This window comes from Stenotrophomonas sp. YAU14A_MKIMI4_1 (assembly GCF_003086855.1).
Classification (GTDB): domain Bacteria; phylum Pseudomonadota; class Gammaproteobacteria; order Xanthomonadales; family Xanthomonadaceae; genus Stenotrophomonas.
Genome location: NZ_CP025998.1, coordinates 651298 through 677157 on the forward strand (window position 1 = coordinate 651298; position 25860 = coordinate 677157).

24 protein-coding genes are annotated in these 25860 nt (G+C 67.3%); 11 read left to right on the plus strand and 13 right to left on the minus strand.

Annotated elements, in window-relative coordinates; genetic code table 11:
* Window positions 1-110 precede the first annotated feature (110 nt).
* Window positions 111-1052: an electron transfer flavoprotein subunit alpha/FixB family protein gene (locus C1931_RS02870; protein WP_108755350.1), complete on the minus strand. Its 942-nt coding sequence runs from the start codon at window positions 1050-1052 to the stop codon at window positions 111-113.
* The gene (locus C1931_RS02875) at window positions 1052-1798 is read right to left on the minus strand and encodes an electron transfer flavoprotein subunit beta/FixA family protein (RefSeq protein WP_060380126.1); all 747 of its coding nucleotides are present in this window, start codon (window positions 1796-1798) and stop codon (window positions 1052-1054) included. The genes C1931_RS02870 and C1931_RS02875 overlap by 1 nt, the downstream gene beginning before the upstream one ends.
* Before the next feature lie 287 nt (window positions 1799-2085).
* On the opposite strand from C1931_RS02875, the gene rfbB reads away from it, so the two are divergent.
* The 4 genes from rfbB to rfbD are packed head-to-tail and all read left to right on the plus strand — an operon-like array spanning window position 2086 to window position 5493.
* Window positions 2086-3141 carry a dTDP-glucose 4,6-dehydratase gene (gene rfbB / locus C1931_RS02880; protein WP_108752105.1) on the plus strand — a complete coding sequence of 352 codons (1056 nt, stop codon included), beginning with the start codon at window positions 2086-2088 and terminating at the stop codon, window positions 3139-3141.
* 14 nt (window positions 3142-3155) lie between these two features.
* Complete coding sequence (rfbA, locus tag C1931_RS02885) at window positions 3156-4043, plus strand: glucose-1-phosphate thymidylyltransferase RfbA (protein WP_108755351.1); 888 nt, start codon at window positions 3156-3158, stop codon at window positions 4041-4043.
* Window positions 4040-4597: a dTDP-4-dehydrorhamnose 3,5-epimerase gene (rfbC, locus tag C1931_RS02890; protein WP_108755352.1), complete on the plus strand. Its 558-nt coding sequence runs from the start codon at window positions 4040-4042 to the stop codon at window positions 4595-4597. Before rfbA ends, rfbC begins: the two co-directional genes overlap by 4 nt.
* Window positions 4594-5493 (plus strand): dTDP-4-dehydrorhamnose reductase, encoded by a 900-nt coding sequence (gene rfbD, locus C1931_RS02895; RefSeq protein WP_108755353.1) that lies wholly within the window; start codon window positions 4594-4596, stop codon window positions 5491-5493. The genes rfbC and rfbD overlap by 4 nt, the downstream gene beginning before the upstream one ends.
* A gap of 907 nt (window positions 5494-6400) precedes the next feature.
* On the opposite strand, the gene C1931_RS02900 is transcribed toward rfbD, so the two are convergent.
* The 3 genes from C1931_RS02900 to C1931_RS02910 all read right to left on the minus strand — a co-directional run bounded on the left by C1931_RS02900 (window position 6401) and on the right by C1931_RS02910 (window position 12576).
* On the minus strand, window positions 6401-7804 hold the full coding sequence (locus C1931_RS02900; protein WP_108755354.1) for a mannose-1-phosphate guanylyltransferase/mannose-6-phosphate isomerase: 1404 nt from the start codon (window positions 7802-7804) through the stop codon (window positions 6401-6403).
* Window positions 7805-7818: 14 nt separating this feature from the next.
* Window positions 7819-9165, minus strand: coding sequence for a phosphomannomutase (locus C1931_RS02905; protein ID WP_108755355.1), 1347 nt, complete (start codon window positions 9163-9165; stop codon window positions 7819-7821).
* A 96-nt stretch (window positions 9166-9261) separates the two neighbouring features.
* Complete coding sequence (locus C1931_RS02910; RefSeq protein ID WP_108755356.1) at window positions 9262-12576, minus strand: DEAD/DEAH box helicase; 3315 nt, start codon at window positions 12574-12576, stop codon at window positions 9262-9264.
* 164 nt (window positions 12577-12740) lie between these two features.
* Between C1931_RS02910 and C1931_RS02915 the strand changes: the two genes are divergently transcribed.
* Genes C1931_RS02915 through C1931_RS02925 form a run of 3 tightly spaced genes read left to right on the plus strand, consistent with a single transcriptional unit; the run spans window position 12741 to window position 14738 of the window.
* The gene (locus tag C1931_RS02915; RefSeq protein WP_108748443.1) at window positions 12741-13472 is read left to right on the plus strand and encodes a CoA transferase subunit A; all 732 of its coding nucleotides are present in this window, start codon (window positions 12741-12743) and stop codon (window positions 13470-13472) included.
* 1 nt (window position 13473) lies between these two features.
* Window positions 13474-14106 carry a CoA transferase subunit B gene (locus tag C1931_RS02920; RefSeq protein WP_108755357.1) on the plus strand — a complete coding sequence of 211 codons (633 nt, stop codon included), beginning with the start codon at window positions 13474-13476 and terminating at the stop codon, window positions 14104-14106.
* A gap of 47 nt (window positions 14107-14153) precedes the next feature.
* On the plus strand, window positions 14154-14738 hold the full coding sequence (locus tag C1931_RS02925; RefSeq protein WP_108755358.1) for an alpha-ketoglutarate-dependent dioxygenase AlkB: 585 nt from the start codon (window positions 14154-14156) through the stop codon (window positions 14736-14738).
* A gap of 51 nt (window positions 14739-14789) precedes the next feature.
* Here C1931_RS02925 and C1931_RS02930 read toward each other — a convergent pair whose 3' ends face one another.
* The 4 genes from C1931_RS02930 to C1931_RS02945 are packed head-to-tail and all read right to left on the minus strand — an operon-like array spanning window position 14790 to window position 18308.
* Window positions 14790-15431, minus strand: a complete 642-nt coding sequence (locus C1931_RS02930; protein WP_108755359.1) for an ABC-type transport auxiliary lipoprotein family protein — start codon at window positions 15429-15431, stop codon at window positions 14790-14792.
* Window positions 15428-16354, minus strand: coding sequence for an MlaD family protein (locus tag C1931_RS02935; protein WP_108752114.1), 927 nt, complete (start codon window positions 16352-16354; stop codon window positions 15428-15430). Before C1931_RS02935 ends, C1931_RS02930 begins: the two co-directional genes overlap by 4 nt.
* Window positions 16355-16357: 3 nt before the next feature.
* The gene (locus C1931_RS02940) at window positions 16358-17185 is read right to left on the minus strand and encodes an ABC transporter ATP-binding protein (protein WP_108755360.1); all 828 of its coding nucleotides are present in this window, start codon (window positions 17183-17185) and stop codon (window positions 16358-16360) included.
* A gap of 1 nt (window position 17186) precedes the next feature.
* Entirely contained in the window at window positions 17187-18308 is a 1122-nt protein-coding gene (locus C1931_RS02945; protein WP_199913905.1) for an ABC transporter permease, read from the minus strand.
* Between the two features lie 92 nt (window positions 18309-18400).
* Here C1931_RS02945 and C1931_RS02950 point away from each other — a divergent pair, with 92 nt between their 5' ends.
* Entirely contained in the window at window positions 18401-19660 is a 1260-nt protein-coding gene (locus C1931_RS02950; protein ID WP_108748451.1) for a threonine/serine exporter family protein, read from the plus strand.
* A gap of 128 nt (window positions 19661-19788) precedes the next feature.
* Here C1931_RS02950 and C1931_RS02955 read toward each other — a convergent pair whose 3' ends face one another.
* The 3 genes from C1931_RS02955 to C1931_RS02975 form a co-directional block, all read right to left on the minus strand.
* On the minus strand, window positions 19789-20169 hold the full coding sequence (locus C1931_RS02955) for an H-NS histone family protein (RefSeq protein WP_108748452.1): 381 nt from the start codon (window positions 20167-20169) through the stop codon (window positions 19789-19791).
* Window positions 20170-20367: 198 nt separating this feature from the next.
* Window positions 20368-22059 carry a proline--tRNA ligase gene (locus C1931_RS02960; protein WP_108752117.1) on the minus strand — a complete coding sequence of 564 codons (1692 nt, stop codon included), beginning with the start codon at window positions 22057-22059 and terminating at the stop codon, window positions 20368-20370.
* 577 nt (window positions 22060-22636) lie between these two features.
* A complete protein-coding gene (locus C1931_RS02975; protein WP_108757631.1) occupies window positions 22637-23014 on the minus strand; it encodes a DUF4124 domain-containing protein in 378 nt (125 codons plus the stop codon).
* A gap of 80 nt (window positions 23015-23094) precedes the next feature.
* Here C1931_RS02975 and pssA point away from each other — a divergent pair, with 80 nt between their 5' ends.
* The 3 genes from pssA to rimI are packed head-to-tail and all read left to right on the plus strand — an operon-like array spanning window position 23095 to window position 24871.
* Window positions 23095-23871, plus strand: coding sequence for a CDP-diacylglycerol--serine O-phosphatidyltransferase (gene pssA / locus C1931_RS02980; protein WP_108748455.1), 777 nt, complete (start codon window positions 23095-23097; stop codon window positions 23869-23871).
* Window positions 23872-23924: 53 nt separating this feature from the next.
* Window positions 23925-24377: a hypothetical protein gene (locus C1931_RS02985; RefSeq protein ID WP_199912429.1), complete on the plus strand. Its 453-nt coding sequence runs from the start codon at window positions 23925-23927 to the stop codon at window positions 24375-24377.
* Complete coding sequence (gene rimI / locus C1931_RS02990) at window positions 24374-24871, plus strand: ribosomal protein S18-alanine N-acetyltransferase (protein ID WP_108752121.1); 498 nt, start codon at window positions 24374-24376, stop codon at window positions 24869-24871. Before C1931_RS02985 ends, rimI begins: the two co-directional genes overlap by 4 nt.
* A gap of 38 nt (window positions 24872-24909) precedes the next feature.
* Here rimI and C1931_RS02995 read toward each other — a convergent pair whose 3' ends face one another.
* Entirely contained in the window at window positions 24910-25731 is an 822-nt protein-coding gene (locus tag C1931_RS02995) for an EamA family transporter (protein WP_108755363.1), read from the minus strand.
* Between the last annotated feature and the right edge of the window lie 129 nt (window positions 25732-25860).

Consider the following 25860-nt stretch of genomic DNA (forward strand, 5'->3'; position numbering starts at 1 on the left):
TCCCTGCAATAGAGACCAGGCCGGTCCCCTCTCAATGAAAAGCAGAATAGACCAGCAGGGGAGCCGGACCAAGCGCAGCGGCGCCATGGTCCGGTCCCGGCATCAGCAACTCAGCCCAATGCCTTTTCCAGCTCCGGCAGGATCGCAAACAGATCCCCCACCAGGCCGATGTCGGCAATCTCGAAGATCGGCGCATCGCCGTCCTTGTTGATCGCCACGATCGTGCCGGCATCCTTGATGCCGGTCAGGTGCTGGATGGCGCCGCTGATGCCCACGGCCACGTACAGTTCCGGCGCGATGATCTTGCCGGTCTGGCCCACCTGCAGATCGCTGGGCACGTAGCCGGCGTCGACCGCGGCACGCGAGGCGCCGACGGCGGCACCGAGCTTGTCGGCCAGCTGGAAGATGACCTTGAAGTTCTCTTCCGAACCGACGCCGCGGCCACCGGAGACCACGCGCTTGGCGGCCTGCAGGTCCGGGCGGTCGCTGGCGCCGGCGGCCAGGCCGACGAAGCGGGTGTGGGTCGGCAGGGCCGCGTCCACGGTGGCTGCTTCAACGGTGGCATTGCCGCCCTGGGCCGCTTCCGGCCAGGAGGCGGCGCGCACGGTGGCGACCACGATCTGGTCGGCCGGGGCTTCCACGGTGATGATGGCGTTGCCGGCGTAGATCGGGCGCTTGAAGGTGTGGCTGCCTTCCACGCTCATCAGGTCGGACACCTGGTTGACGCCCAGCAGGGCGGCCACGCAGGGCATCAGGTCCTTGCCGAAGGTGGTGGACGGGCCGAACACGTGGCTGTAGCCCTTGGCCAGCTGCGCGATCTGCGGGGCCAGCACCTGGGCAATGGCCTGCGCATTGGCGGCGTTGGCCACGGTCAGGACCTTGGCCACACCGGCGATCTTCGCCGCTTCCGCAGCAACGGCGGCCGGGTCGGCAGCCAGCACCAGCACGTCGATGCTGGCACCGCTGATGGCGGCGGCGGCGCTGACGGTCTTGGCGGTGGCGGCGTTGAGCTTGCCGTCGTGGTGCTCGGCGATGACGAGAATCTTGCTCATTACAGCAGCCCCTTCTGCTTGAGTGCGGCAACCAGTTCGGCCGCGTCCTTGACCATCACACCCTTGCTGCGCTTGGAAGGCGCGGCGTACTGGGTGGTCTTGAACGTGTCGGCGGCTTCAACGCCCAGATCGGCCAGCTGCAGGGTTTCCAGCGGCTTGGCCTTGGCCTTCATGATGTCCGGCAGCTTGATGAAGCGCGGTTCGTTCAGGCGCAGGTCGGTGGTGACCACGGCCGGCAGGTCCACTTCCAGCGTTTCCAGGCCGGCGTCGACTTCGCGGGTGACCGTGGCCTTGCCGTCGGCAATGTCCAGCTTGCTGGCGAAGGTCGCCTGCGGGCGGCCCCACAGCGTGGCCAGCATCTGACCGGTCTGGTTGGCATCGTCGTCGATGGCCTGCTTGCCCAGAATCACCAGGTCCGGCTGTTCCTTTTCGATCAGCTTGAGCAGGGTGCGCGAGGCGGTCAGCGGCTGGATGGCCTGGTCGGTCACCACGTGGATGGCGCGGTTGGCGCCCATGGCCAGGCCGTTGCGCAGGTGCGCCTGGGCGTCGGCCGGGGCGATGGTGGCGACCACCACTTCCGTGGCGATGCCCTTGTCGCGCAGACGCAGCGCTTCTTCCAGCGCGATTTCATCGAAGGGATTGGGGGACAGCTTGACGCCGTCGGTGACCACGCCGGAACCGTCCGGCTTGACCTGAATGCGGACGTTGTAGTCCACCACGCGCTTGTACGCGACGAGGATTTTCATCTGGTACTCGATCCTTGTAGTGCCGGCCGTTGGCCGGCTCACAGTAACGGGAAACGTCCGGTCCTCGCACAGCAACCGGTTCGGGGGTGGGATCTGGATTCTAACTGGCCTTGCGTGACCATGCGAATGCGTATGGTTTTGTTGCGTTGCGTCAAAAAACACTGAATCCGCCTGCGGCGTTCACCTCGTGCAAGCAGTCGTGAAGAACGCCGCGCTGTATGCTGTGGCGCTGTGTCGGAGCACCTGCGGGTGCTCCCAGGATGAATTCACTAACAGGAGAACAGGTAGTGCCCACTTGGCTTGTCACCGGCGGCGCCGGCTTCATTGGCGGTAACTTCGTTCTCGAAGCCGTTGCCCGCGGCATCAAGGTCGTGAACCTGGATGCGCTTACCTACGCCGGCAACCTGAAGACCCTGTCCAGCCTGGACGGCAACCCGAACCACGTGTTCGTGCAGGGCGACATTGGCGATCGTGCCCTGGTGGCGCGCCTGCTGGCCGAACACCAGCCCGATGCGGTGCTGAACTTCGCCGCCGAAAGCCACGTGGACCGTTCCATCGACGGCCCGGGCGCCTTCATCCAGACCAACGTGGTCGGCACCCTGGGCCTGCTGGAAGCGGTGCGCGACCACTGGAAGGGCCTGCCGGCCGACAAGGGCGCGGCCTTCCGCTTCCTGCACGTGTCCACCGACGAGGTGTACGGCACCCTGGGTGAGACCGGCAAGTTCAGCGAAACCACCCCGTATGCGCCCAATTCGCCGTACTCGGCGTCCAAGGCGGCGTCGGACCACTTGGTGCGCGCGTTCCACCACACCTACGGGCTGCCGGTGCTGACCACCAACTGCTCGAACAACTACGGCCCGTACCACTTCCCGGAAAAGCTCATTCCGCTGGTGATCGCCAAGGCGCTGGCCGGCGAGCCGCTGCCGGTGTACGGCGACGGCAAGCAGGTGCGCGACTGGCTGTTCGTGACCGACCACTGCGAAGCGATCCGCACCGTGCTGGCCAAGGGCCAGGTGGGCGAGACCTACAACGTGGGCGGCAATTCGGAAAAGCAGAACATTGAAGTGGTGCACGCGATCTGCGCGCTGCTCGATGCACGCCGCCCGCGCGACGATGGCCAGCCGCGCAGCAGCCAGATCACCTACGTGACCGACCGCCCCGGCCATGACCGCCGCTACGCGATCGATGCGTCCAAGCTGAAGAACGATCTGGGCTGGGAGCCGGCGTACACCTTCGAACAGGGCATCGCCTTCACCGTTGACTGGTACCTGGACAACCAGGAATGGGTGAACGGCGTGCTGGATGGCAGCTACCGCCTGCAGCGCATCGGCACTTCGGCCTGAACCCGGGAGACGACATGACCCAACGCAGAGGCATCATCCTGGCCGGTGGTTCCGGCACGCGGCTGTATCCGATCACCAAGGGCGTCAGCAAGCAGCTGCTGCCGGTGTACGACAAGCCGATGATCTACTACCCGCTGAGCGTGCTGATGCTGGCGGGCATCCGTGAAGTGCTGATCATCAACACCCCCCACGAACAGGCCCTGTTCCAGCATCTGCTGGGTGATGGTTCGCAGTGGGGCATGGATATCCAGTACGCCGTGCAGCCCAGCCCCGATGGCCTGGCCCAGGCCTACCTGATCGGCAAGGACTTCGTGGGCGGCAAGCCGAGCTGCCTGGTGCTGGGCGACAACATCTTCCACGGCCACGGCCTGCGCGAAGTGTTGCGCAACGCCGACCAGCGCGACCAGGGCGCCACCGTGTTCGGCTACTGGGTGAATGACCCGGAACGCTATGGCGTGGCCGAGTTCGACAAGAACGGCAAGGTCATCGATCTGGTGGAAAAGCCCGAGAAACCGCGCTCCAACTATGCGGTGACCGGCCTGTACTTCTACGATGGCAACGCCAGCGACTACGCCGCCGAGCTGAAGCCTTCGCCGCGCGGCGAGCTGGAGATCACCGATCTGAACCAGCGCTACCTGCGCGAGGGCAACCTGCACCTGGAAGCGCTGGGCCGTGGCTACGCCTGGCTCGATACCGGCACCCACCAGTCGCTGCTGGAAGCGTCCAACTTCATCGAGACCATCCAGACCCGCCAGGGCCTGCAGGTCTGCTGCCCCGAGGAAATCGCCTTCGGCAAGGGCTGGATCAGCGCCGAGCAGCTGGAAGCACTGGCTGCACCGCTGATCAAGAATGGCTACGGCCAGTACCTGCACAAGCTCGCACTGCGTGGAGTTGTTCCGTGAAAGTGATTGAAACCAAGTTGCCCGGCTGCGTGGTGATCGAACCGGCCGTGTTCGGCGATGCCCGCGGCTATTTCTTCGAAACCTGGAATGCCGAGCGCTTCGCTGCGCTGGGCCTGCCGGACCGGTTCGTGCAGAGCAACGTCTCGACTTCGGCGCAGGGCGTGCTGCGCGGCCTGCATTACCAGTGGCCGCGCCCGCAGGGCAAGCTGGTCAGCGTGCTGGAAGGCGAGGTGTACGACGTGGCCGTCGACATCCGTCGCGGCTCGCCCACCTTTGGCCAGTGGGAAGCGGTGGTACTCAGCGCGGAGAACAAGAAGCAGTTCTGGATTCCAGAAGGCTTCGCCCATGGCTTTGCGGTGCTGTCCGAACGCGCAGTCTTCAGCTACCTGTGCACCGAGGTCTACCTGAAGGACTTCGATGCCGGCGTGCGCTGGAACGATGCCGATATCGCCGTGGACTGGCCGATCAGTGCGCCGACGCTGTCGGCCAAGGATGAGGCCGCGCCCTTCCTGAAGGACATTGCCGAGGACCGCCTGCCGGTCTACACCGCATGACCGTGCTGGTGTTTGGCGGCAACGGCCAGGTCGGACAGGAGCTGCTGCGCGCACTGGCCCCGCTGGGGCCGGTGGTGGCGACCACGCGCAGTGGCCAGTTGCCCGATGGCCGTGCCTGTGAAGTGGCCGACTTCGGCCAGCCTGACAGCCTGCCGACGCTGCTGGACCGCCTGCAGCCGTCGGTGGTGGTGAATGCCGCCGCCTACACGGCGGTGGATCGTGCTGAACAGGACGCGGAGGCCGCCTTCGCGGCCAACGCGCAGGCGCCGGGCGTGATCGCGCGCTGGTGCGCGGCCCATGGCGTGCCGTTCGTGCATTACTCGACCGACTACGTGTTCGATGGCCAGGGCAGCGCGCCGTATCGCGAAGACGAGCCGACTGCACCGCTGGGCGTGTACGGCACCAGCAAGCGCGACGGCGAGGATGCCGTGCGTGCCGCAGGTGGGCGCCACCTGATCTTCCGCACCGCGTGGGTGTATGCCTCGCATGGCGCGAACTTCCTGCGCACCATGCTGCGCGTGGGCGCCGAGCGTGACCAGCTGCGGGTGGTGGCTGACCAGATCGGCACGCCGACCCCGGCCGCGCTGATTGCCGACGTGACCGCGCAGGCACTGCAGCATCCGGGGCAGCTGTCGGGCACCTGGCACCTGACTGCCAGTGGCCAGACCAGCTGGTATGGCTTTGCCGTGGCGATCTTTGCGCAGGCACGGGCGAGTGGCGTGCTGGCGAGAGTGCCGGCGGTGGAAGCCATTGCCAGTTCCGAGTACCCGACCCCGGCCAAGCGTCCGGCCTGGTCGGTGCTGGACAACCGCAAGCTGCAGCAGGACTTCGGCATCGAACTGCCGGCATGGCAGGACGGCCTGAAGCGGGTGATGGCGGAGATTGCCACCTCGTAGAGTCGAGCTTGCTCGACTGCGGGCGGTCGCGGCATATGCGCGGCTCCGCTTGTGGATCCACGCATGGCGTGGATCTACTGGTCAGAGAAGGGGTCAGAGCCCGTTGCGCAGCAACAGGATCCGACCCCAGCGGCCCAGCTCAGCTGCGCCCGTAGGTGTCCTCGAAGCGCACGATGCGGTCGCGGCATACGCGCTTCTCTGCCTTGGTGGATCCACGCCATGCGTGGATGGGGCCAGACGGAATCGAAAAGCGTCCACGCATGGCGTGGATCTACTGGTCAGAGAGGGGGTCAGAGCCCGTTGCGCAGCAACAGGATCCGACCCCAGCGGCCCAGCTCAGCTGCGTCCGCAGGTGTCCTCGCAGCGCACGATGCGGTCGCGGCATACGCGCTTCCCTGCCTTGGTAGATCCACGCCATGCGTGGATGGGGCCAGACGGAATCGAAAAGCATCCACGCATGGCGTGGATCTACTGGTCAGAGAAGGGGGCAGAGCCCGTTGCGCAGCAGCGGGATCCGACCCCAGCGGTCCATCTCAGCTGCGCCCGTAGGTATCCTCGAAGCGCACGATGCGGTCGCGGCATACGCGCCGCGTCGCTTGTAGATCCACGCCATGCGTGGATGGGGCCAGACGGAATCGAGAAGCATCCACGCATGGCGTGGATCTACTGGTCAGGGAGGGGTCAGAGCCCGTTGCGCAGCAACGGGATCCGACCCCAGCGGTCCATCTCAGCTGCGCCCGTAGGTGTCCTCGAAGCGCACGATGCGGTCGCGGCATACGCGCTTCTCTGCCTTGGTAGATCCACGCCATGCGTGGATGGGGCTGTACGGAATCGAAAAGCATCCACGCATGGCGTGGATCTACTGGTCAGAGAAGGGGTCAACGGGATCCGACCCCAGCGATCCATCTCAGCTGCGCCCGTAGGTGTCTTCGAAGCGCACGATATCGTCTTCGCCCAGGTAGCTGCCCGACTGCACTTCGATCAGTTCCAGCGGCAGCTTGCCCGGATTGCGCAGGCGGTGGGTCACGCCCAGCGGGATGTAGGTGCTCTGGTTCTCGCTCAGCAGGATCACTTCATCGCCACGGGTGACCTCGGCCGTGCCGCTTACCACGATCCAGTGCTCGGCACGGTGGTGGTGCATCTGCAGGCTGAGCGTGCCGCCGGGCTTGACGGTGATGCGCTTGACCTGGAACCGCTCGCCGTTGTCGATGGAATCGTAGGCGCCCCACGGGCGGTAGACCTTGCGGTGCCAGGTGGCTTCGCTGCGGCCGTCGGCCTTCAACTGCGCCACCACGGTCTTGACCTCCTGCATGCGGTCGGCCTTGCCGACCAGCACCGCGTCGTCGGTCTCGACCACGATCACATCATCCAGGCCGACCATGGCCACCAGGCGCTGGCCGTAGGCGTAGGTGTTGCGGCAGTCGATGGCGATCACATCGCCCTGGTGGGCGTTGCCGTTGCCATCCTGCTGCGACACATCGCGCAGCGCCGTCCACGATCCCACATCGTTCCAGCCGGCATCCAGCGGCACGACCACGGCATCGGCGGTCTTTTCCATCACCGCGTAGTCGATCGAATCCGACGGCACAGCGGCGAAGGCATCCTTGTCCAGGCGGGTGAAGTCGGCATCGCGGCGGGCCTGCTGCCAGGCGCTGCGGCTGCCGGCCAGCATCTGCGGCTGGAAGCGCTCCAGTTCCTGCAGGTAGCGCGAGGCCTTGAACAGGAACATGCCGCTGTTCCAGTAGTACTGGCCGCTGGCCACGTAGCCGCTGGCGGTTTCCAGGTCGGGCTTTTCGACGAAGCGCTCAACTGCACGCACGCCCTGTCCGTCGGCGGCCTTGATGTAGCCATAGCCGGTTTCCGGGCCGGTCGGCACGATGCCGAAGGTGACCAGCTTGCCGGCCTCTGCCGCACCCGCCGCTGCCTGCACGGCGCTGCGGAACGCGGCTTCGTTGGTGATCACGTGGTCCGAGGGCAGCACCAGCAGCAGCGCATCGGCGCCGTCACGGGTGGCTTCCAGCGCGGCCACGGCGATGGCCGGGGCAGTGTTGCGGCCCATCGGTTCCAGAATGATCGCGGCCGGTTCGGCACCGACCTGCTGCAGTTGTTCGGCCGCCACGAAGCGGTGTTCTTCGTTGGCGATCACCAGCGGGCCGCCGCTGGCGATCGGCGCCACGCGCTGCCAGGTGGCCTGCAGCATGGTGCTGTCGCCGGCCAGGGGCAGGAACTGCTTCGGATAGGCTTCGCGCGACAACGGCCACAGGCGCGTGCCGGAACCACCGGACAGGATGACGGGTTGAACGATGCTCATCGGCAGGATTCCGCTCAGGCCTTCAGCAAGGCTGCAATTTCATCGGTGCGCGCCTGCATCAGCGCTGCATCGCCACGGGCTTCCACGTTCAGGCGCAGCAGCGGCTCGGTATTGGAACTGCGCAGGTTGAAGCGCCACTGGCCGAAATCGGCGCTGATGCCATCGGTATGGTCCAGCGCCGGTGCCTGGTCCGCGAAGTGCGCCATCACCCGGGCCACGGCGGCCTTGGCATCGGCCACCTTGAAGTTGATTTCGCCGCTGCACGGGTAGGCCGCCATGCGGTCTTCCACCCAATCGGCCAGCGAACGCCCACTTTCAGAGACCAGCTGCGCGATCAGCAGCCACGGAATCATGCCCGAGTCGGCATAGGCGAATTCGCGGAAGTAATGGTGCGCGCTCATCTCGCCGCCATACACGGCATCTTCGGCGCGCATCTTTTCCTTGATGAAGGCATGGCCACTCTTGCACAGCACCGGCACGCCGCCGGCCTGTTCCACCATGTCGGTGGTGTTCCAGACCAGGCGGGGATCATGCACGATCTTGCCACCCGGGTTGCGCGCCAGGATTGCCTTGGCCAGCAGGCCGACCAGGTAGTAGCCCTCGATGAAACGGCCGCTGTGGTCGAAGAAGAAGCAGCGGTCGAAGTCACCATCCCAGGCAATGCCGAAATCGGCGCCGTGTTCGCGCACGGCCTCGGCCGTTGCCGCGCGGTTTTCCGGCAGCAGCGGGTTGGGAATGCCATTGGGGAAGTTGCCATCGGGTTCATGGCAGATGCGGATGAACTCGAACGGCAGGTGCGGTGCCAGCAGGTCGACGATGGCGCCGGCGCCACCGTTGCCGGCGTTGACCACCAGCTTCAGCGGCTTCAGCTTGCTGGCATCCACGTAGCTCAGCAGGTGCTGGATGTAGGCGCTCTTGTCGTGCTGCGCGGTCTGCGCGGCACTCGGCGGCTGTTCGCTGCCGGTATCGGCGGCCACGGCATCGGAAATGGCGAACAGGCCGGTATCGGAACTGATCGGCCGCGCGTTTTCCTTCACCAGCTTCATGCCGTTGTAGTCCATCGGGTTGTGGCTGGCGGTCACCATCACGCCGCCGGCCGCACCCAGGTGGTCGGTCTGGAAATAGACTTCCTCGGTGCCGCACAGACCGATGTCGATCACTTCGCGGCCCACCCCGCGCAGGCCCGCGGCCAGCGCATCCTGCAGGGCCGGGCTGGTCAGGCGCACGTCGTGGCCCAGCACCACCGGTCCGGGGGCGAGCTGCGCGGCCAGGGCCACGCCGATACGGCGGGCCAGGTCTTCGTTCAGTTCTTCCGGCACGCGGCCGCGGATGTCATAGGCCTTGAAGGCGGGCAGGGGCATCGAGCGAGTCCTTGGTGAGATCAGCTGGCTAGTGTAATCGCAGCCCTGTGTGGGAATCGTTTCCATTGCCCCAATGACAGCTGACCGGCGCATGTCTCAGGTGGTGCTGGCCTTACGCCGCCGCCGCGCCTTCGGTGCCACCCCCGGCAGCGGGGCCAGCAGCGCCTCCAGATCCTCGTCGTTGAAGCGCGGTGCGGCCGAATCGGCGCCTTCCAGCAGGGTATCGGCCAGTGCGGCCTTGCGCTGCTGCAGCTCGGCAATGCGTTCTTCGATGCTGCCAGCGGCAATCAGCCGGTACACGAATACCGGTTGCTGCTGGCCGATGCGGTGCGCACGGTCGGTGGCCTGGTTTTCCGCTGCGGGGTTCCACCAAGGGTCGAAATGGATGACCGTGTCGGCCGCGGTCAGGTTCAGGCCGACGCCGCCGGCCTTCAGGCTGATCAGGAAAATCGGCACCTCGCCCTGCATGAAACGCTGCACCGGGGTGGCCCGGTCCTGGGTGTCGCCGGTCAGCTGCACGTAGCCCAGCCCCAGCTCGTCCAGGGTCTGGCCGATCAGCGCCAGCATGCTGGTGAACTGCGAGAACAGCAGGATGCGGCGGCCTTCTTCCACCATCTCCGGCAGCATGTCGCGCAGCAGCTCCAGTTTCGCCGATGGCGCCTGCCGGGCCGGCGCTTCACCGGGCAGCAGGCGCGGGTCGCAACAGACCTGGCGCAGCTTCAGCAGCGCATCGAGCACCACGATGTGGCTGCGGCCCAGCCCCTGGCTGGCCACCGCTTCGCGCACCTTGGCTTCCATCGACGCGCGCACGGTTTCGTACAGATCGCGCTGCGCGCCTTCCAGCGCCACGTTGCGGGTGATCAGGGTCTTGGCCGGCAGTTCGGTGGCCACCTGGTCCTTGCGCCGGCGCAGCATGAACGGACGCAGCCGCTGCGCCAGCAGGTGCGCGCGCTGCGGGTCGGTGCCGCGCTCGATCGGGTGCCGCCAGTGCTGGTTGAACAGCTTCTCGCTGCCCAGCAGGCCGGGCAGCAGGAAATCGAACTGGGTCCAGAGTTCGCCCAGATGGTTTTCCAGCGGCGTGCCGGTCAGGCACAGCCGGTGCCGTGCATGCAACGTGCGCAGGGTGACCGCCGCGCGCGACTTCGGGTTCTTCACCTGCTGCGCCTCGTCCAGGATCAACAGGTGGTAATCGTGGGCCTGCAGCGCCGCTTCATCGCGCCACAACAGCGGGTAGGTGGTCAGCACCAGGTCGTGTTCGCCGATGCGGGCGAAGTCATCGGTGCGGTCGTTGCCGTGCAGGACCAGCACGCGCAGGTCGGGGGTGAAGCGCGCGGCTTCGCTCTGCCAGTTGTGCAGCAGCGAGGTGGGCACCACCACCAGGGCCGGCTGCTGCAGGCGCCCGGCCTCTTTTTCCAGCAGGATGTGCGCCAGCGTCTGCAGGGTCTTGCCCAGGCCCATGTCGTCGGCCAGCACGCCGCCCAGGTCCTGTTGGCGCAGGTACTGCAGCCAGGCCAGGCCCTCGCGCTGGTACGGGCGCAGGGTCGCGGCCAGGCCGGCGGGCGGTTCCACCTCGCCCAGTGCCGGCGCCTGCATCAGCCGCTGCACCAGCGCGCGGGTGTCCTTGCGGCTCTTGAACTGCAGGCGGGCATCGTCCTGCAATGCACGCAGGCGGCCACGGTCGCGCGCGGACAGGCGCAGGGCGCCGCCGCGCTGGGTGAACAGGTCGGCCAGCAGGGCGATGACCGGCTTCAGCCGGCCGGCGCGCAGCGCAATGCGCGTGTTGTCGCCGGCCGACAGCAGGATGTTTTCGTCATCGCCAATGCTGTCGATCTGCCCGCGCAGCCAGCGCGGATCGGTCTGCAGCACCTGCTGCAGCAGCGGCGCCAGGGCCACGCTGCGGTCGTCGACCTGGATGTCCAGCGCCAGCGTGAACCAGCCTTCGTCCTTCGGGTCGGCCTGGATGTCCAGCTGGATATCGTCCACCCGGGTGATGCGGTGGCGGAAATCGTCGGCCGGCTCGATCTTCCAGCCCAGTGCTTCCAGCCGCGGCACTTCGTCCAGCAGGAAATGGGTCCAGTCGTGGGTGCGCAGGTCGAACTGCGGGCCGGCGCCGTCCAGCACCGCGCGCGGGTTCTGGTCGCGGTACAGCTGCGCGCTGCGCAGTTCTTTTTCGCGCCGGGCTTCTTCGGCCAGGTCGCGTGGCAGCAGGGCCAGGCGGCCCTCGGCATCGTGCGCGAACAGGGTGGGGTCATCCAGGAAGCGCACGTGTTCGTCGTACTCGAACGCCACGGTGGCCACGTCGGCCCACTGCGACGGCGCGCGGTAACCCAGCCAAGCGGGCCGGAACTCGACCGTATGCAGGCGCAGCACCGGGGTCATGGCCTGCACCTTCAGCGTCGCAAGCGCGGCGTTACCGCCGGGGCGCGGCAGGGCCGGGTCGATCTGCATCAGCAGCTGGGCCACGATGGGTTCTTCGTTGGGCAGCAGCGGTGGCAGCTCCAGGAACTCATCGGCGTCGGCCACGGCCACGTCCAGCAGCAGCGGCCCGACCTCGCCGGTGGCCGGGTCCAGGTAGCAGGCCGACTGGCCCAGCACCATGCCCTGCGCACCGCCTTCCACCTCCAGCCAGGGGGTGGGCAGGGTCGTGCCCTGCTGCGGCAGGGCGCGCCAGCCCAGGGTGCCACGGCGCGGTGCACCGCTGCGCGCGGGCACGCGCTGGCCCGGGCCGTCGCCATGGATCCAGCCATGGCCGCTGGCCACGATCAGCTGCAGGGTCGCATTGATATCGAACTGACGACCCTTCATGCGGCCCTGGCGCAGCGCCCACAGCTGCGCCAGCACGGCCACGTCGTCCTGGCTGAGGTAGCCGGGCGGCTCCAGCAGCAGTTCAGGGGTGATGTCGAGCAGCTTTTCGAAGGAGAGTGGCCCGCCGGCGGGCTGGTGGGTGCGGCGCGGCAGGATCGCGGGCCGGTTCTGGAAGGTGCCCACGTCGAAGGCAATGCCACGGGGGTGCGCGCGCGCCGGCGTGCTTCGCGCGGCCTGCCAGCGCGACAGTTCGTCCAGCAGTTCGGCACGCGGCGGCATGGCCAGGTCCTGCGCGCTCAGGGGGGCCGGGTCCTGCGCCAGCTCGGGTTCCAGCAGCTGGATGACCAGCACCGTGGCCACGTGCTTGCAGTTCTGCCCCACCGGGCAGGTGCAGTGGCTGTGCAGGCGGCTGCGCGCGGTGCGCGTGCTGGCGGCCAGGTCGATTTCCACGTGGTAGGGCTGGCGCGCGCTGCCCTGGACGTCGGCACTCAGCGTGTCGCCCTGCAACTGCAGGTTGCGCACGCTGGACAGGTAGTGCGCGGTCTTCTGCAGCGTGCGTTCGTCGATCCAGCGCAGAAGATCTTCGTCGGTATAGGTCAGGGCCATCGCTACCTGCGGGGGCGGCGGCGTGGGGCGAACCACGCTGCGTGGAGGGTGCGGCATTCTACCCAAAGCCCCTGCAACGCCCCGACAATGCTGCGGCGCATCCAGGGCCCGGGCGGGCCTGCGGCTAGAATGCCCTCATTCTTACCGTGCAGGGCAGTACAGCAATGCAGCAATCGACTTCCAGCAGCAAGCGCAGCAAGCGCTTCGCCTCGGCGGCGCAGGCGCTGCAGGGCGTGGTCGCCGATGGCCAGATCCTGGCCGTGGGTGGCTTCGGCCTGTGTGGCATTCCCGAAGCGCTGATCGCGGCGCTGCGCGACAGTGGCGCCAAGGGCCTGACGGTCATTTCCAACAATGCGGGCGTGGATGGCTTCGGCCTGGGCCAGCTGCTGGAAACGCGGCAGATCAAGAAGATGATCTCGTCCTACGTGGGCGAGAACAAGGAATTCGAACGCCAGTTCCTGGCCGGCGAGCTGGAACTGGAATTCAACCCGCAGGGCACCCTGGCCGAGCGCCTGCGCGCCGGCGGTGCGGGCATTCCGGCGTTCTTCACCGCCACCGGCTACGGCACCGTGGTGGCCGAGGGCAAGGAAACCCGTGAATTCGATGGCAAGCACTACGTGATGGAAACCGCGCTGCGTGCCGACGTGGCCCTGGTGAAGGCGTGGAAGGCCGACGAGGCCGGCAACCTGGTGTTCCGCAAGACCGCGCGCAACTTCAACCCGGCCTGCGCGATGGCCGGCAAGGTGTGCATCGTGGAAGTGGAGGAGGTGGTGCCGGTGGGCGCGATCGATCCGGACCAGGTGCACCTGCCGGGCATCTACGTGCACCGCATCGTGCACAACCCGCATCCCGAAAAACGCATTGAACAGCGCACGATCCGCGCGGAGGGCAACTGAGATGGCGTGGACCCGTGACGAGATGGCGGCCCGCGCTGCCCGTGAACTGACCGATGGCGCCTACGTGAACCTGGGCATCGGCCTGCCGACCCTGGTGGCCAACCATATTCCCGAAGGCGTAGACGTGTGGCTGCAGTCGGAAAACGGCCTGCTGGGCATCGGCCCGTTCCCGACCGACAGTGAAGTGGACGCCGACCTGATCAACGCCGGCAAGCAGACCGTGACCGCGCGCGCTGGTGCCAGCTACTTCGGCAGCCACGACAGCTTCGCGATGATCCGCGGTGGCCACGTGAACCTGGCCATCCTGGGCGCCATGCAGGTGACCGACAAGGGTGACCTGGCCAACTGGATGGTGCCGGGCAAGATGGTCAAGGGCATGGGCGGTGCAATGGACCTGGTGGCCGGCGTGCAGCGCGTGGTGGTGCTGATGGAGCACACCGCCAAGAACGGCGAGCACAAGATCCTGGCCGAATGCTCGCTGCCGCTGACCGGCGTGGGCGTGGTCGATCGCATCATCACCGACCTGGCCGTGTTCGACGTGACCGACGACGGCCTGCGGCTGGTGGAAGCCGCGCCGGGCGTGGGTGATGACGAACTGAAGGAAAAGACCGGCGTCGCGTTCGCGCGCGCCTGAACCATCACCGGGCACCGCCTTCGGTGCCCGGTCCTGGCTGGACGATCATGGACCTGCACCTCGCCGATGCCCATGTGCACTGGCACCGCCGCTGGCTCGAGCGCAGCGCGGCCGATGTACTGCTCAGCGCCCTGCGCGCCGATGTCGCCTGGGAGGTTCACCGCATCCGCATGTTCGGCCGCCAAGTGGACTCACCGCGATTGAGCTGCTGGATGGGTGACGCCGGTGCCAGCTACCGCTATTCCGGCGCAGACTTCGTGCCGGTGCCCTGGCATCCGGCCCTGCTGCCGCTGCGCGACCGGTTGGCGGAGTTCTGTGGGGCCACGTTCAACAGCGTGCTGTTGAACCGCTACCGCGATGGCGAGGATGCGATGGGGTGGCACCGTGACAACGAACCCGAGCTGGGACCGGCGCCGTTGATCGCCTCGCTCAGTCTGGGCGCCGAACGCCGGTTCCTGCTGCGCCGCCGTGATGACCATGGCCGAAAGGCTGAAGTTGCGCTGGGGCATGGAGATCTGTTGGTGATGGGCGGCGCCACCCAGACGCATTACCAGCACGCACTGCCACGGACGGCGCGGCCGGTGTCCGAGCGCATCAACTTGACATTCCGGTGGATCACCCCGCGCGGGTGAGGGCGGGGTCAGAGCCCTTTCCCTGCGGGAAGGGATCCGACCCCTGCAACCTCAGCGCGGCAACGCCTGGCGGTCGCGCTGCCCGCTCACCAGCGTCCAGCCCACCACGTCCTGCGCGATCTGCTGCAGGCCGCGCTCGAACGCGGCGGCCACGGCCGGCACGTCGGTGCTGCCCACCGGTTGTTGCTGGCGGAACGTGCGGTCGGCCACCACGCGCTGGTCGGCCACGTGGATGAGTTTGGCGTTCAGTTCAATCACCACCGTCGGCGTGGCCTGGCCCTGGTAGTCGGACTCGAAGCGGCGCACGTCGGTGGTCAACTTGTAGTCGGCGCGGATGCCGGCGGCCACGCGGGCCACGCCGGGCAGGCGGCCGGAATCTTCGAAGCCGCGCAGCAGGGTGTCTTCGATCATGTCGGTGGCCGGCTGTGCCCAGCTGGCACCGCGGTAGATTTCCAGTTCCGACGGCGTGGGCCGCACGTTGATGCGCGGGCTGTCGACCATGCGCGCGGCGCTGGGCTTGGCCAGTACCAGCTGCCAGTCACCCTGCGGCCAGGCCGGGTCCACCTTCACCTGCACCGCAGGCGAATACAGGGTGACCGGATTCTTGTCGCCGCTGCCGAGGATCGAGCAGCCACCCAGCAGGGCAGCCGCCGAGGCGGCCAGCAGCAGGCGCGGAAGGGTCATCGGGCTCATTTGGGTTCGAACTCCTTCGGTGCATCGCGGCCCAGCAGGTAGCGCGCGGGGTTGTTTTCCAGGCGGTCGCTGACCCGGCGCAGGTCGCGGATCAGGCCGCGCAGTTCGGTCAGCGTCGGGCCCAGCTGGCCCAGGCCGTCGTTGGCGAAGCTGTTGATGGCCGCGCGGTTCTCGCCCAGGATCGAATCGGCATTGCCGGCGGCCGAATCCAGCTTGCCCAGGGTGGCATCGAGCTTGTCGATGATGCCCGGCAGCTGCTGCACCAGGTTCTTGTCCAGGCGTTCGATGGTGCCGTTGGTGGTCTTCAGCGTGGTATCCAGGCTGCGCGCCGCGTCGCGCGCGCTCAGCAGCAGGGCCTGGGTGCCCTGGTCACGGTCGGCCAGGCCGCCGCTGATCGTTTCCAGGTTGGCCAGGGTGGCATTGATCGAGGCGACGTTGCGGTCGCTCAGGATCTGGTCCATGCGTTCGACGATGCGGTTGGCCACGTCGGTGATGTTCTGCAGCGCCGACGGCGTGGTCGGAATGATCGGCGCCGGGTCCTTGTTCACCGTGGTCAGGGTGGGCGCCTGCGGCGTGCCGCCACTGAGCTGGATGATCGACGGGCCGGTCAGGCTGGTGATGGCCAGCTTGGCGCGGGTATCGGTCTTGACCGGCGTGTTGGAATTCAAGCGGATGCGCGCGACCACCTGGCGCGGGTCGTCGGGCACCAGGTTCAGTTCGGTGATCGACCCCACCGCGATGCCGTTGTACTGCACCGGGCTGCCGACCGACAGGCCGGTGACCGCTTCGCGGAACACCACGCGGTATTCCTGCCAGGTGCGGTCGGAGGAGTACTTGGCCGCCCACAGGCCGAAGGCCAGCAGGGCCAGGCCGGTGATCAGGGTGAACGCGCCGATCAGCACGTAGTTGGCTTTGGTTTCCATGGCTCAGGCACTCTCGATCTGTTCGCCACGCGCGGCGCGCGCGCGGGGTCCGTGGAAGTATTCCTGGATCCACGGATGATCCAGTTTCTCGATGTCCGGCAGCGGCGCGTTGGCCACCACCTTGTGGTCGGCGATCACCGCCACCCGGTCGCAGATGGCGTACAGCGTGTCCAGATCGTGGGTGATCAGGAACACGGTCAACCCCAGCGCTTCCTGCAGGGTCTTGATCAGGCGGTCGAACGCGGCCGCGCCGATCGGGTCCAGGCCGGCGGTGGGCTCGTCCAGGAACAGCAGCGGCGGGTCCAGTGCCAGCGCACGGGCCAGGCCGGCGCGCTTGCGCATGCCGCCGGACAGCTGCGACGGCAGCTTGTTGATGGCATCGGCGGGCAGGCCGGCCAGCTTCACCTTCAGCAGGGCCAGTTCGTAATGCCAGCGTTCGGGCAGTTCGCGGTGGTGTTCCTTCAGCGGCACCTGCACGTTCTCGCCCACGCTGAGCGAAGAGAACAGGGCGCCATCCTGGAACAGCACGCCGGTGTTGCGCTCGATATGCAGGCGGCTTTCCGCATCGTCGGCGCGCGCATCGCGGCCCAGCACTTCAATCTGCCCGGCGTCGGGCACGCGCAGGCCCAAAATCGACCGCATCAGCACCGATTTGCCGGTGCCCGACCCGCCGACCACGCCGAGGATCTCGCCGCGGCGCACGTCCAGGTCCAGCCCTTCGTGCACGGTCTGGCTGCCGAAGCGGTTGGTCAGCCCACGCACGCGGATGGCCAGGTCGTGGCCCTGGTCATCGCGCATCGGGGTGTCATCGGGGTGTGGGTGTGTGGTCATCTCACCAGTCCATGTGCATGAACCACAACGCCGCGAAGGCGTCGATGATGATCACCAGCGAGATGGTCTGCACCACGCTGGAGGTGGTGCGTTCGCCCACCGACTGCGCCGTGCCTTCCACCTTCAGCCCTTCCAGGCAGCCGATCAGGCCGATCACCAGGGCAAATACCGGCGCCTTGGACAGCCCCACCAGCATGTGCCGCACTTCCATGGTTTCGTGCATGCGCGCGATGTACATCTGCGGCGGAATGTCCAGGTCGAACGCGCCCACGGTGATGCCGCCGGCCAGACCGGCCGCCATCGCAATGAAGGTCAGCAGTGGCAGGGTGACCAGCAGCGCCAGCAGGCGCGGCAGCACCAGCAGATCGATCGGGTCCAGGCCCAGGGTGCGCATCGCATCGATCTCTTCGCGTGCCTTCATCGCGCCGATCTGCGCGGTGAACGCGCTGGCGGTGCGGCCGGCCAGCACGATGGCGGTCAGCAGCACGGCGAATTCGCGCAGGAAGGCGATGTTCACCAGTTCCACCACGTAGATCTCCGCGCCGAAGTCGCGCAGGATGGTGGAGCCGAGGAAGGCGATCACCGCGCCCACCAGGTAGGACAGCAACGCCACCAGCGGTACCGCGTCCAGGCCCACCTGTTCCATCTGGTGCACGGTGGCGGTCAGGCGGAAGCGGCGCGGCTCCTTGAACAGGCGCGCGGCCTTGACCAGGTTCTCGCCCAGGAAACTGCACAGCGCCTTGATGTTGTGGCCGGTGGTGTGGACGCTGACACCCAAGCGCTCCAGCGCGGCCAGCACGCCGAAGTCGCGCTTGGGCTTGGGCCGGTCGTCGGCCACTTCTTCGATGGTGCACACCAGTGCCTGGTGGTCGGGGCGGAAGTGCAGGGCGTGTTCGCCCAGGTCGGCACGATGGGCCACACGCAGCAGCTGCAGCACGCCGGCCGAATCCAGCTGTTCGATGGCGGTGGCGTCGATGCCGGTCAGTTTCTCGGGAACGTCGCGCAGCACCTCGGCCGCCGCCAGTGCGGTCTTCAAGGTCCAGTGGCCGGACAGATGGATCAGCCCGGGATCGTGGGCATCCTGTTCCAGCCGGGGGCTGTGGTTCGGGGTCATGGGGGCCATTCGGGTCGCAGCATAACCGTTCTGAATTGCACGTCGCGTCGAACCGGGATGAATTTCTCCTGCCGGGCCCGCTGTAGGTAATACTACGGCGCATGTCCGCCGATGCTCACGCCATCCCCACGCCCCAGGCCACCTATGCGCAGCGCGTGGCCTTTGTTTCCGAGATCGCCGGTCGCCTGCACAGCTATGGCACCACGGCCCAGCGCCTGGAGGCCGCCGTGGTGGCGCTGGCGCGGCAACTGGACCTGGATTGTGAGCCGTGGTCGAACCCCACCGGCATCATCCTCAGCTTCAGCGATCCCGCGCGCGCCATCGGTTCCAGTGACATTACCCGGGTGATCCGCCTGGCGCCGGGCGAGAACGACCTGCACAAGCTGAGCGTGGCCGACCGCATTGCCGAAGAAGTGGCCAACGGCCGCATGAGCCTTGCCCAGGGCCATACCGCGCTGCGCCAACTGGACAAGGATCCGGGCCGCCGCGGCAAGCTGCGCACGATCCTGTCCTTCAGCCTGGGCGCGGCCGGCGTGGCCGGCATGTGGAAGCTGCCCTGGCTGGACATCGCCACGGCCGGCGTAATCGGCTTGATGATCGGCCTGCTGGGCATGCTGACCGATCGTCGCCCGGCCACCCGCGAAGCCGGCGAAGCGCTGGCCGCGCTGCTGGCCGGCATGGTCGCCACCCTGGTAGCGGCGTTCGTGGGCGCGCTGAATCTCAACACCGTCATCATTGCCTCGCTGGTGGTGCTGCTGCCGGGCATGTCGTTGACCAATGCGGTGAACGAGCTGGCCAGCCAGCACTGGGTTTCGGGCACGGCGCGTTTTGCCGGTGCGCTCACCACCATCATGAAACTGAGCGTGGGCGCGATGATCGCGGTCACCCTGGCCGATGTGCTGGGCCTGGACCCGGTGATCCGTGCCTCGCGCCCGCAGGGACCGTGGGTGGAATGGGGCTCGCTGCTGACCGCGGCATTCGCGTTTGCCATGTTGTTCAAGGCCAACCGGCGCGATTACCCGTGGGTGATTGCCGCGTCGGTGGCCGGCTATGCCATTTCCAAATTCGGCGGCCACGCCTGGGGCGCACCGGCGGGCATTTTCCTGTCAGCCATGCTGCTGACCGCCGGCGGCAATCTGTTTGGCCGACTGGTGGGTCGCCCGGGCGCGATCATCCGCCTGCCCGGCATCATCATGATGGTGCCTGGCAGCACCAGCCTGCGCGGCGTACTGACCCTGGTGCAGCAGCAGGATGTGGGCGCTGGCCAGAGCGTGTTCCTGACCGTGCTGAACGTGGTGATGGCGCTGGTGGCCGGTCTGCTGTTCGGCAACCTGCTGATGCCGGCGCGCAAGACGCTGTGATCGGTAGCGCCGGGCCGTGCCCGGCGGATCGGAACGCCACCGCTGCGCTCGCCGGGCATGGCCCGGCGCTACCCACAAAAAAAACGCCGGCTTTCGCCGGCGTTTTCTCATTCAAGCCCGGGCAGGACTCAGGCCTTCTTGATCAGGAAATCTTCCGGCTTCTTGTTGCCCTTGGCGGTCAGCTCGGCCATCCAGCGCGGCTGCTTGCCGCGGCCGGTCCAGGTTTCCTTCGGGTTGGCCGGGTTGCGGTACTTCGGTGCCACCTTGCCCAGCTTGCGGCCGGCGGTCTTGGCCGGAGCCTTGGCCGCCTTGCGTGCACGCGGTGCCGGGGCAGCAGCGCCACCGAACAGTTCGTCGATGGTGTAACCCTCGGTCTTGGCCAGCTTGGTCAGCTGGGCGCGCACCTTGGTGATCGGGCGGCGCTTGGCGACGATGGTCTGCTGCTTCTTGGCGGTACGGATCAGGGCGCCCAGCTCACGTGCCGACAGGCCGCTCAGGTCGATGCTCATGCAAATACTCCGGGAAATACGGTGATGGACAGGGACGAGCCGGTCCATGGCGGTCGCTGGACAGGGTAATGTCGATTTACTGCCAGCACAAACATTTATTGGTTACTGATATTACGAATTGCGACTGCCGACATATTCAGACGCTGATGCCACCGGTGGACGCAAAAAAAAAGACCGGGGCGGACCCCGGTCTTTCCATCAGCCTTGCAGTCGCTGCAGCAGGGTGGCCTTGTCCAGGCTCTCGGCCTCGCTGGCCTTGCGCGAGCGGTACTCGTACGTACCGGCGGCCAGGCCGCGCTCGCTCACCACCACGCGGTGCGGCACACCGATCAGCTCCATGTCGGCGAACATGGCGCCCGGGCGCAGGCCGCGGTCGTCCAGCGCTGCATCCAGGCCGGCGTCGCGCAGTTCCTGCAGCAGTGCAGCGGCGGCCTCGGCCACGCCCGCATCGCCCTTCGGGTTGATCACGCAGACCACCACCTGCCAGGGCGCCATCGCCTCGGGCCAGATGATGCCGGCGTCGTCGTGGTTCTGTTCGATGGCGGCAGCCACCACGCGCGAGATGCCGATGCCGTAGCAGCCCATGGTCATCACCGCGGCCTTGCCGTTCTCGTCCAGCACGGTGGCCTGCAGCGCTTCGGCGTACTTGCGGCCGAGCTGGAACACGTGGCCGACCTCGATGCCGCGGGCGATCTTCAGTTCGCCGCCGTCGCGGGCGCGGTCACCGGCACGCACGTTGCGGATATCCACCACTTCCGGTTCCGGCAGGTCGCGGCCCCAGTTCACCCCAGCCAAGTGGAAACCGGCCTCGTTGGCACCGACGACAAAATCGGCCATGGCCGCCACTTCGCGGTCGGCCAGCACGCGGATCGCCTTGGCCGGGCCGACCGGGCCCAGGAAGCCGGGCACGCTGCCCAGGTGTTCGGCGATTTCCGCTTCGCTGGCAAAACGCTGGTCTTCCAGACCAGCCACCTTGGCCAGCTTGATCTCATTTACTTCGTGGTCGCCGCGCACCAGCGCCAGCACGAAGCCGGCTTCGGTCATCAGCGCCACCGACTTCACCGTGCGCTGCAGGTCGATGCCGAGCAGGGCGGCCACGTCTTCGCAGGTCTTCTGGGTGGGCGTGTCCACCTTGCGCAGGGTTTCAGCGGCGGCCGCGCGCGGCGCCGGATCGGCGGCAACGGCCGCTTCCATGTTGGCCGCATAATCGGAGCCGGTGGAGAATACCAGCGCGTCTTCGCCGGAATCGGCGATCACGTGGAATTCCTGCGACGCATCGCCGCCGATGGCGCCGGAGTCGGCCTGCACCATGCGGAAATCCAGGCCCAGGCGGGTGAAGATGCGGCTGTAGGCCGCCTTCATGTTTTCGTATTCGCGCACCAGGTCTTCATCGTGCAGGTGGAACGAGTACGCATCCTTCATCAGGAATTCGCGCGCACGCATCACGCCGAAACGCGGGCGGATCTCGTCGCGGAATTTGGTCTGGATCTGGTAGAAATTCACCGGCAACTGCTTGTAGCTGGACAGTTCGCTACGGGCGAAATCGCACGCCGCTTCTTCGGCGGTGGGGCTGTAGCAGAAGGTCTGTTCCTTGCGGTCCTTGATCTTCAGCAGCTGTGGGCCGAACTTTTCCCAGCGCCCGGTCTGTTCCCACAGTTCCTTGGGCTGGATGGTGGGAATCTGGAATTCCACGGCGCCGGCGCGGTCCATTTCCTCACGCACGATGCGTTCCACCTTGCGCAGCACGCGCAGGCCCAGCGGCGACCAGGTGTACAGGCCCGAGGCGAGCTTGCGGATCATGCCGGCGCGCAGCATCAGCCGGTGGCTGGTCAGCTCGGCGTCGCTGGGGGTTTCCTTGGTGGTGTGCAGGTGGAACTGGGAAAGGCGCATCGTCGGCTTCGGGATAACGGCAGAGACGCCTATTCTGCCAGCCCGGCCGGGGGGTGGGGTACTGGCAGGGCTTGCAGCCCTGCACCCGCTTGGAGCGACGGCAACGTCAACGTCAACGTCAAAAGCGGGCTACTCGTGGGATGGCGGGGTGGGTCCGGTTGCGGGGGACGCCGTAAATCCGTCCATGGAGGCTTGGCCGCGGCATCCATGCCGCGGACACCCCCGCAACCGGACCCACCCCGCCTTCGACAGACTTCCGCGATCTGCCAGAACGGCATCCCGCTCTGGTAGGTGTCGACCTTGGTCGACACGGCTGAATTCATTCGATTTCTGACAGATGTGTCGACCAAGGTCGACACCTACCAACAGACGCCGGCCAACTGTCAGAGGCGGGGCGGTGTCGGAATGCGGGGTGTCAGCCGCATGGATGCGGCTGCCAAGCCTACAGGGACGTACTTGCGGCGTCCCCGCAGTCCGACACCGCCCCGCCATCCCACTGAATGCCCGCCTTTGACGTTGCCGTTGCCGTTGCTCCGGCCTTAAGCGGGTGCAGGGCGCAGCCCTGCCGAACCCCCCATTAGCTGGCCGGGGGGCAGTAGGCTTTGATGGCGGCTTCGGCCAGACCCTTCTGCGCGCTGCGCTGTTCCGGGGTCAGGGCCGTGTCGGCCTTGCCATCGCCATCGGTGTCCTGCATCACCGGACCGCTGCCCTCCAGCAGGGTCACGTTGGCACGCGCCGTGCTGCACTGTTCCGGCACCGGGGCCGCTTCCGCAGCGGGCGCCGCCGGCGCCTGCGGGCTGCGTGCCTGCTCGCGGGTTTCGTATTTCGCACTGGCTGGCGGCGTTTCCGAATACTGGGTCACGCCCTTGGCGTCCTTCCACTTGTAGACCGGGCCGGCCTGGGCCGTGGCCGTGGCCAACAGCAGCAGGAAACCAAGGCAGGGCAGGGCACGCATGGCAAACTCCACAGAATGGGCGTAGAACGCCGATTGCAGCATTGCCGCCGACCGCTGGCAAGTCGATTAAACTGGATTCCATGGACCCGATCACACCGCCGCCGCGTTCGCGCACGATTTACCTGCTGCCCAACCTGTTCACCACTGCCGGTCTGTTCTCCGGCTTCTACGCGATCATCGCCGCGGCCAACGACCAGTTCGTCAATGCGGCCATCGCCGTGTTCGTGGCGGCGGTGATGGATGGCCTGGACGGGCGCGTGGCGCGCCTGACCGGTACCAGCAGCGAATTCGGCGTGCAGTACGACTCGCTGGCCGACCTGGTCAGCTTCGGCATGGCCCCGGCGCTGGTGATGTACCACTGGTCGCTGTCCGAGCTGAAGCTGGACGGTGAACTGGCTGGCCGCCTCGGCTGGGCCGTCGCCTTCCTGTACGCCGCCTGCGCGGCGCTGCGCCTGGCCCGCTTCAACACCCAGGTGGCGGTGGTCGACAAGCGCTGGTTTGTCGGCCTGGCCAGCCCGGCCGCGGCCGGCTTGATGATGTCCTTCGTCTGGGCCTTCGCCGATGGCACCCTGGGCTGGAGCGGTGACCAGCTGCGCTACGTGGCGCTGGCAGTCACCGTGGTGGCGGCCCTGTTGATGGTCAGCCGGGTGCGCTTCTGGAGCTTCAAGGGCGGCGCAGCCAAGGGCACCCGCTCTGACCGCGTGCCGTTCCTGGTGCTGGCCCTGGTCCCGATCGCCATCGCCATTGCGGTCATTGACCTGCCGCGCGTGCTGTTGGCCGTGGGCGTGTTGTACGCCTTGTCCGGCCCGGTGATGTGGGCGCTGCAACGCCTGCGCAAGAAGCCCGAGGTCGCGTGAGCCAGGACCTGCCCGTGTTGTGGTCACCGGCCCAGCAGGCCTGGCTGCAGGCCATGGGCTACACCGTGTTCCACGACGGCCAGCTGGCCGCCGAGCTGGACGCGGCGCTGCAGTTGAGCGTGGCCGAAGCCGAGGCGGCGTCGACGCCTGCCCCGGAACCGCCGCGATCCGCACCGCACATGGCGCCTGCCGACAGCGCCGATGTTCCGTTCGAGCCGCGTGCCGAGCGCGCAACTGCGCCGCGGCGGCCGCCACCGGTGGCGGCACCGGACACCGCGCCGGCGGCGACGCGGCCGCTGCCTTCGGGCAATGCGCGGCAGCCGGCGGTGCGACTGCCCGACCGTCTGCAGATCGCCCTGCTGCGCGCATCGGGCTGCAATCCGAATGACCCGGCCACGCAGGCATTGATGGACAGCTGGCCGCTGGAAACGTTGCGCCGTGACCCGGCCGCCAAGCGTGCGCTGTGGCCGCAGCTGCGCGCGCTGCGCAAGCGGGGTACGCCATGAGCGCGGTCGCCCAGCCGGGGCCGGTCAGCCTGCGCGCGCTGCGCGAGAATGATCTCAACGCGGTCATGGCCATCGAGGTGCGTGGCTACCCGTACCCCTGGACCCGTGGCATTTTCCTGGACTGCCTGCGCGCGGGGTACCCCGGGCTGGCGATGGAACAGGACGGCCTGCTGATCGGCTATGGCGTGTTGAGCCTGGCCGCTGACGAAGCGCACGTGCTCAACATCTGCATCGATCCGCTGGTGCAGTCGCGCGGCCTGGGCCGGCAGCTGCTGCGCGCGCTGGTCGAGATGGCCCGCAACCGTGGCGCGCAGCGCGTGTTCCTGGAAGTGCGGCCGTCGAACACGCCGGCGCTGCGGCTGTACCATAGCGAAGGCTTCAACGAGATTGGCCGGCGCCCGCGTTACTACCCGGCCGCACAGGGCCGCGAAGATGCGCTGGTGATGGCCATCGAGCTGGTCGCTGACGACGTGCAGGTGATGCCGCCGCTGTAATAGCCGCTGCGCTCGCCGGGCGTGGCCCGGCGCTACCGTCACGCCAACCGCAGTGCCAGCACCCCGCCCACGATCAACCCGGCCGCCAGCCAGCGTGCGCGCGGCACGCGTTCGCGCAGCAGGAACACGGAGATCAGCAGCGCGAAGACGATGGACGATTCGCGCAGCGCGGACACCATCGCCACCGGCACCTGGGTCATCGCCCACAGCGCCATCGCGTAGGAGGCGGTGGTGCCGATGCCACCGGCCAGACCCAGCGGCCAATGCTGGCGCGCGTAGGCCAGCACGGCGCGGCGGCGGGTGTACAGCGCCCACGCCGGCAGCGGGATGCCCGACAGCAGGAACAGCCAGAGGGTGTAGGCCAACGCATTGCCTGACTGCCGCGCGCCATGTGCATCGACCAGCGTATAGGTGGCGATCATCAGCGCGGTCAGCAGGGGCAGGCCGAGCTGGCCGCCGCGTGCGCCCAGCGCCATGCACAGGATGCCGGTGCTGACCAGCACCACGCCCAGCCAGGCGGCAGGCGGCAGCGACTGGCCGAGCAGACTGCCGGCCAGTGCGACCAGGATCGGCGCGCAACCGCGCATCAGCGGGTAGGCCAGGCTCATGTCCACCTGCTGGTAGCAGCGCGCCACCCGCGCGTAGTAGATCACCTGCAGTACCACCGAGGCCGCCAGCCAGGGCCAGCTGTCGGCTGCGGGAAACGGCAGCAAGGGCAGGGCGACCGCTGACAGCAACGCGGCGCTGCCGGTGACCAGCACCGTGCCGAGGAATTTGTCCGGCCCGCGTTTGACGATTGCGTTCCAGCTGGCATGCAGCGCAGCAGCGGCCAGCACCAGCAGGAAGATGGAAGGTGGCATCACCCGATGATGCCATGTGATGGCGGGTGCCAACCTCAGCAGAGGAGGGTAGGTGCCAACCTTGGTTGGCACATCAGCGATGGTAGGGTAGGTGCCAACCTTGGTTGGCACGTCGCTCAGTGCGGACCA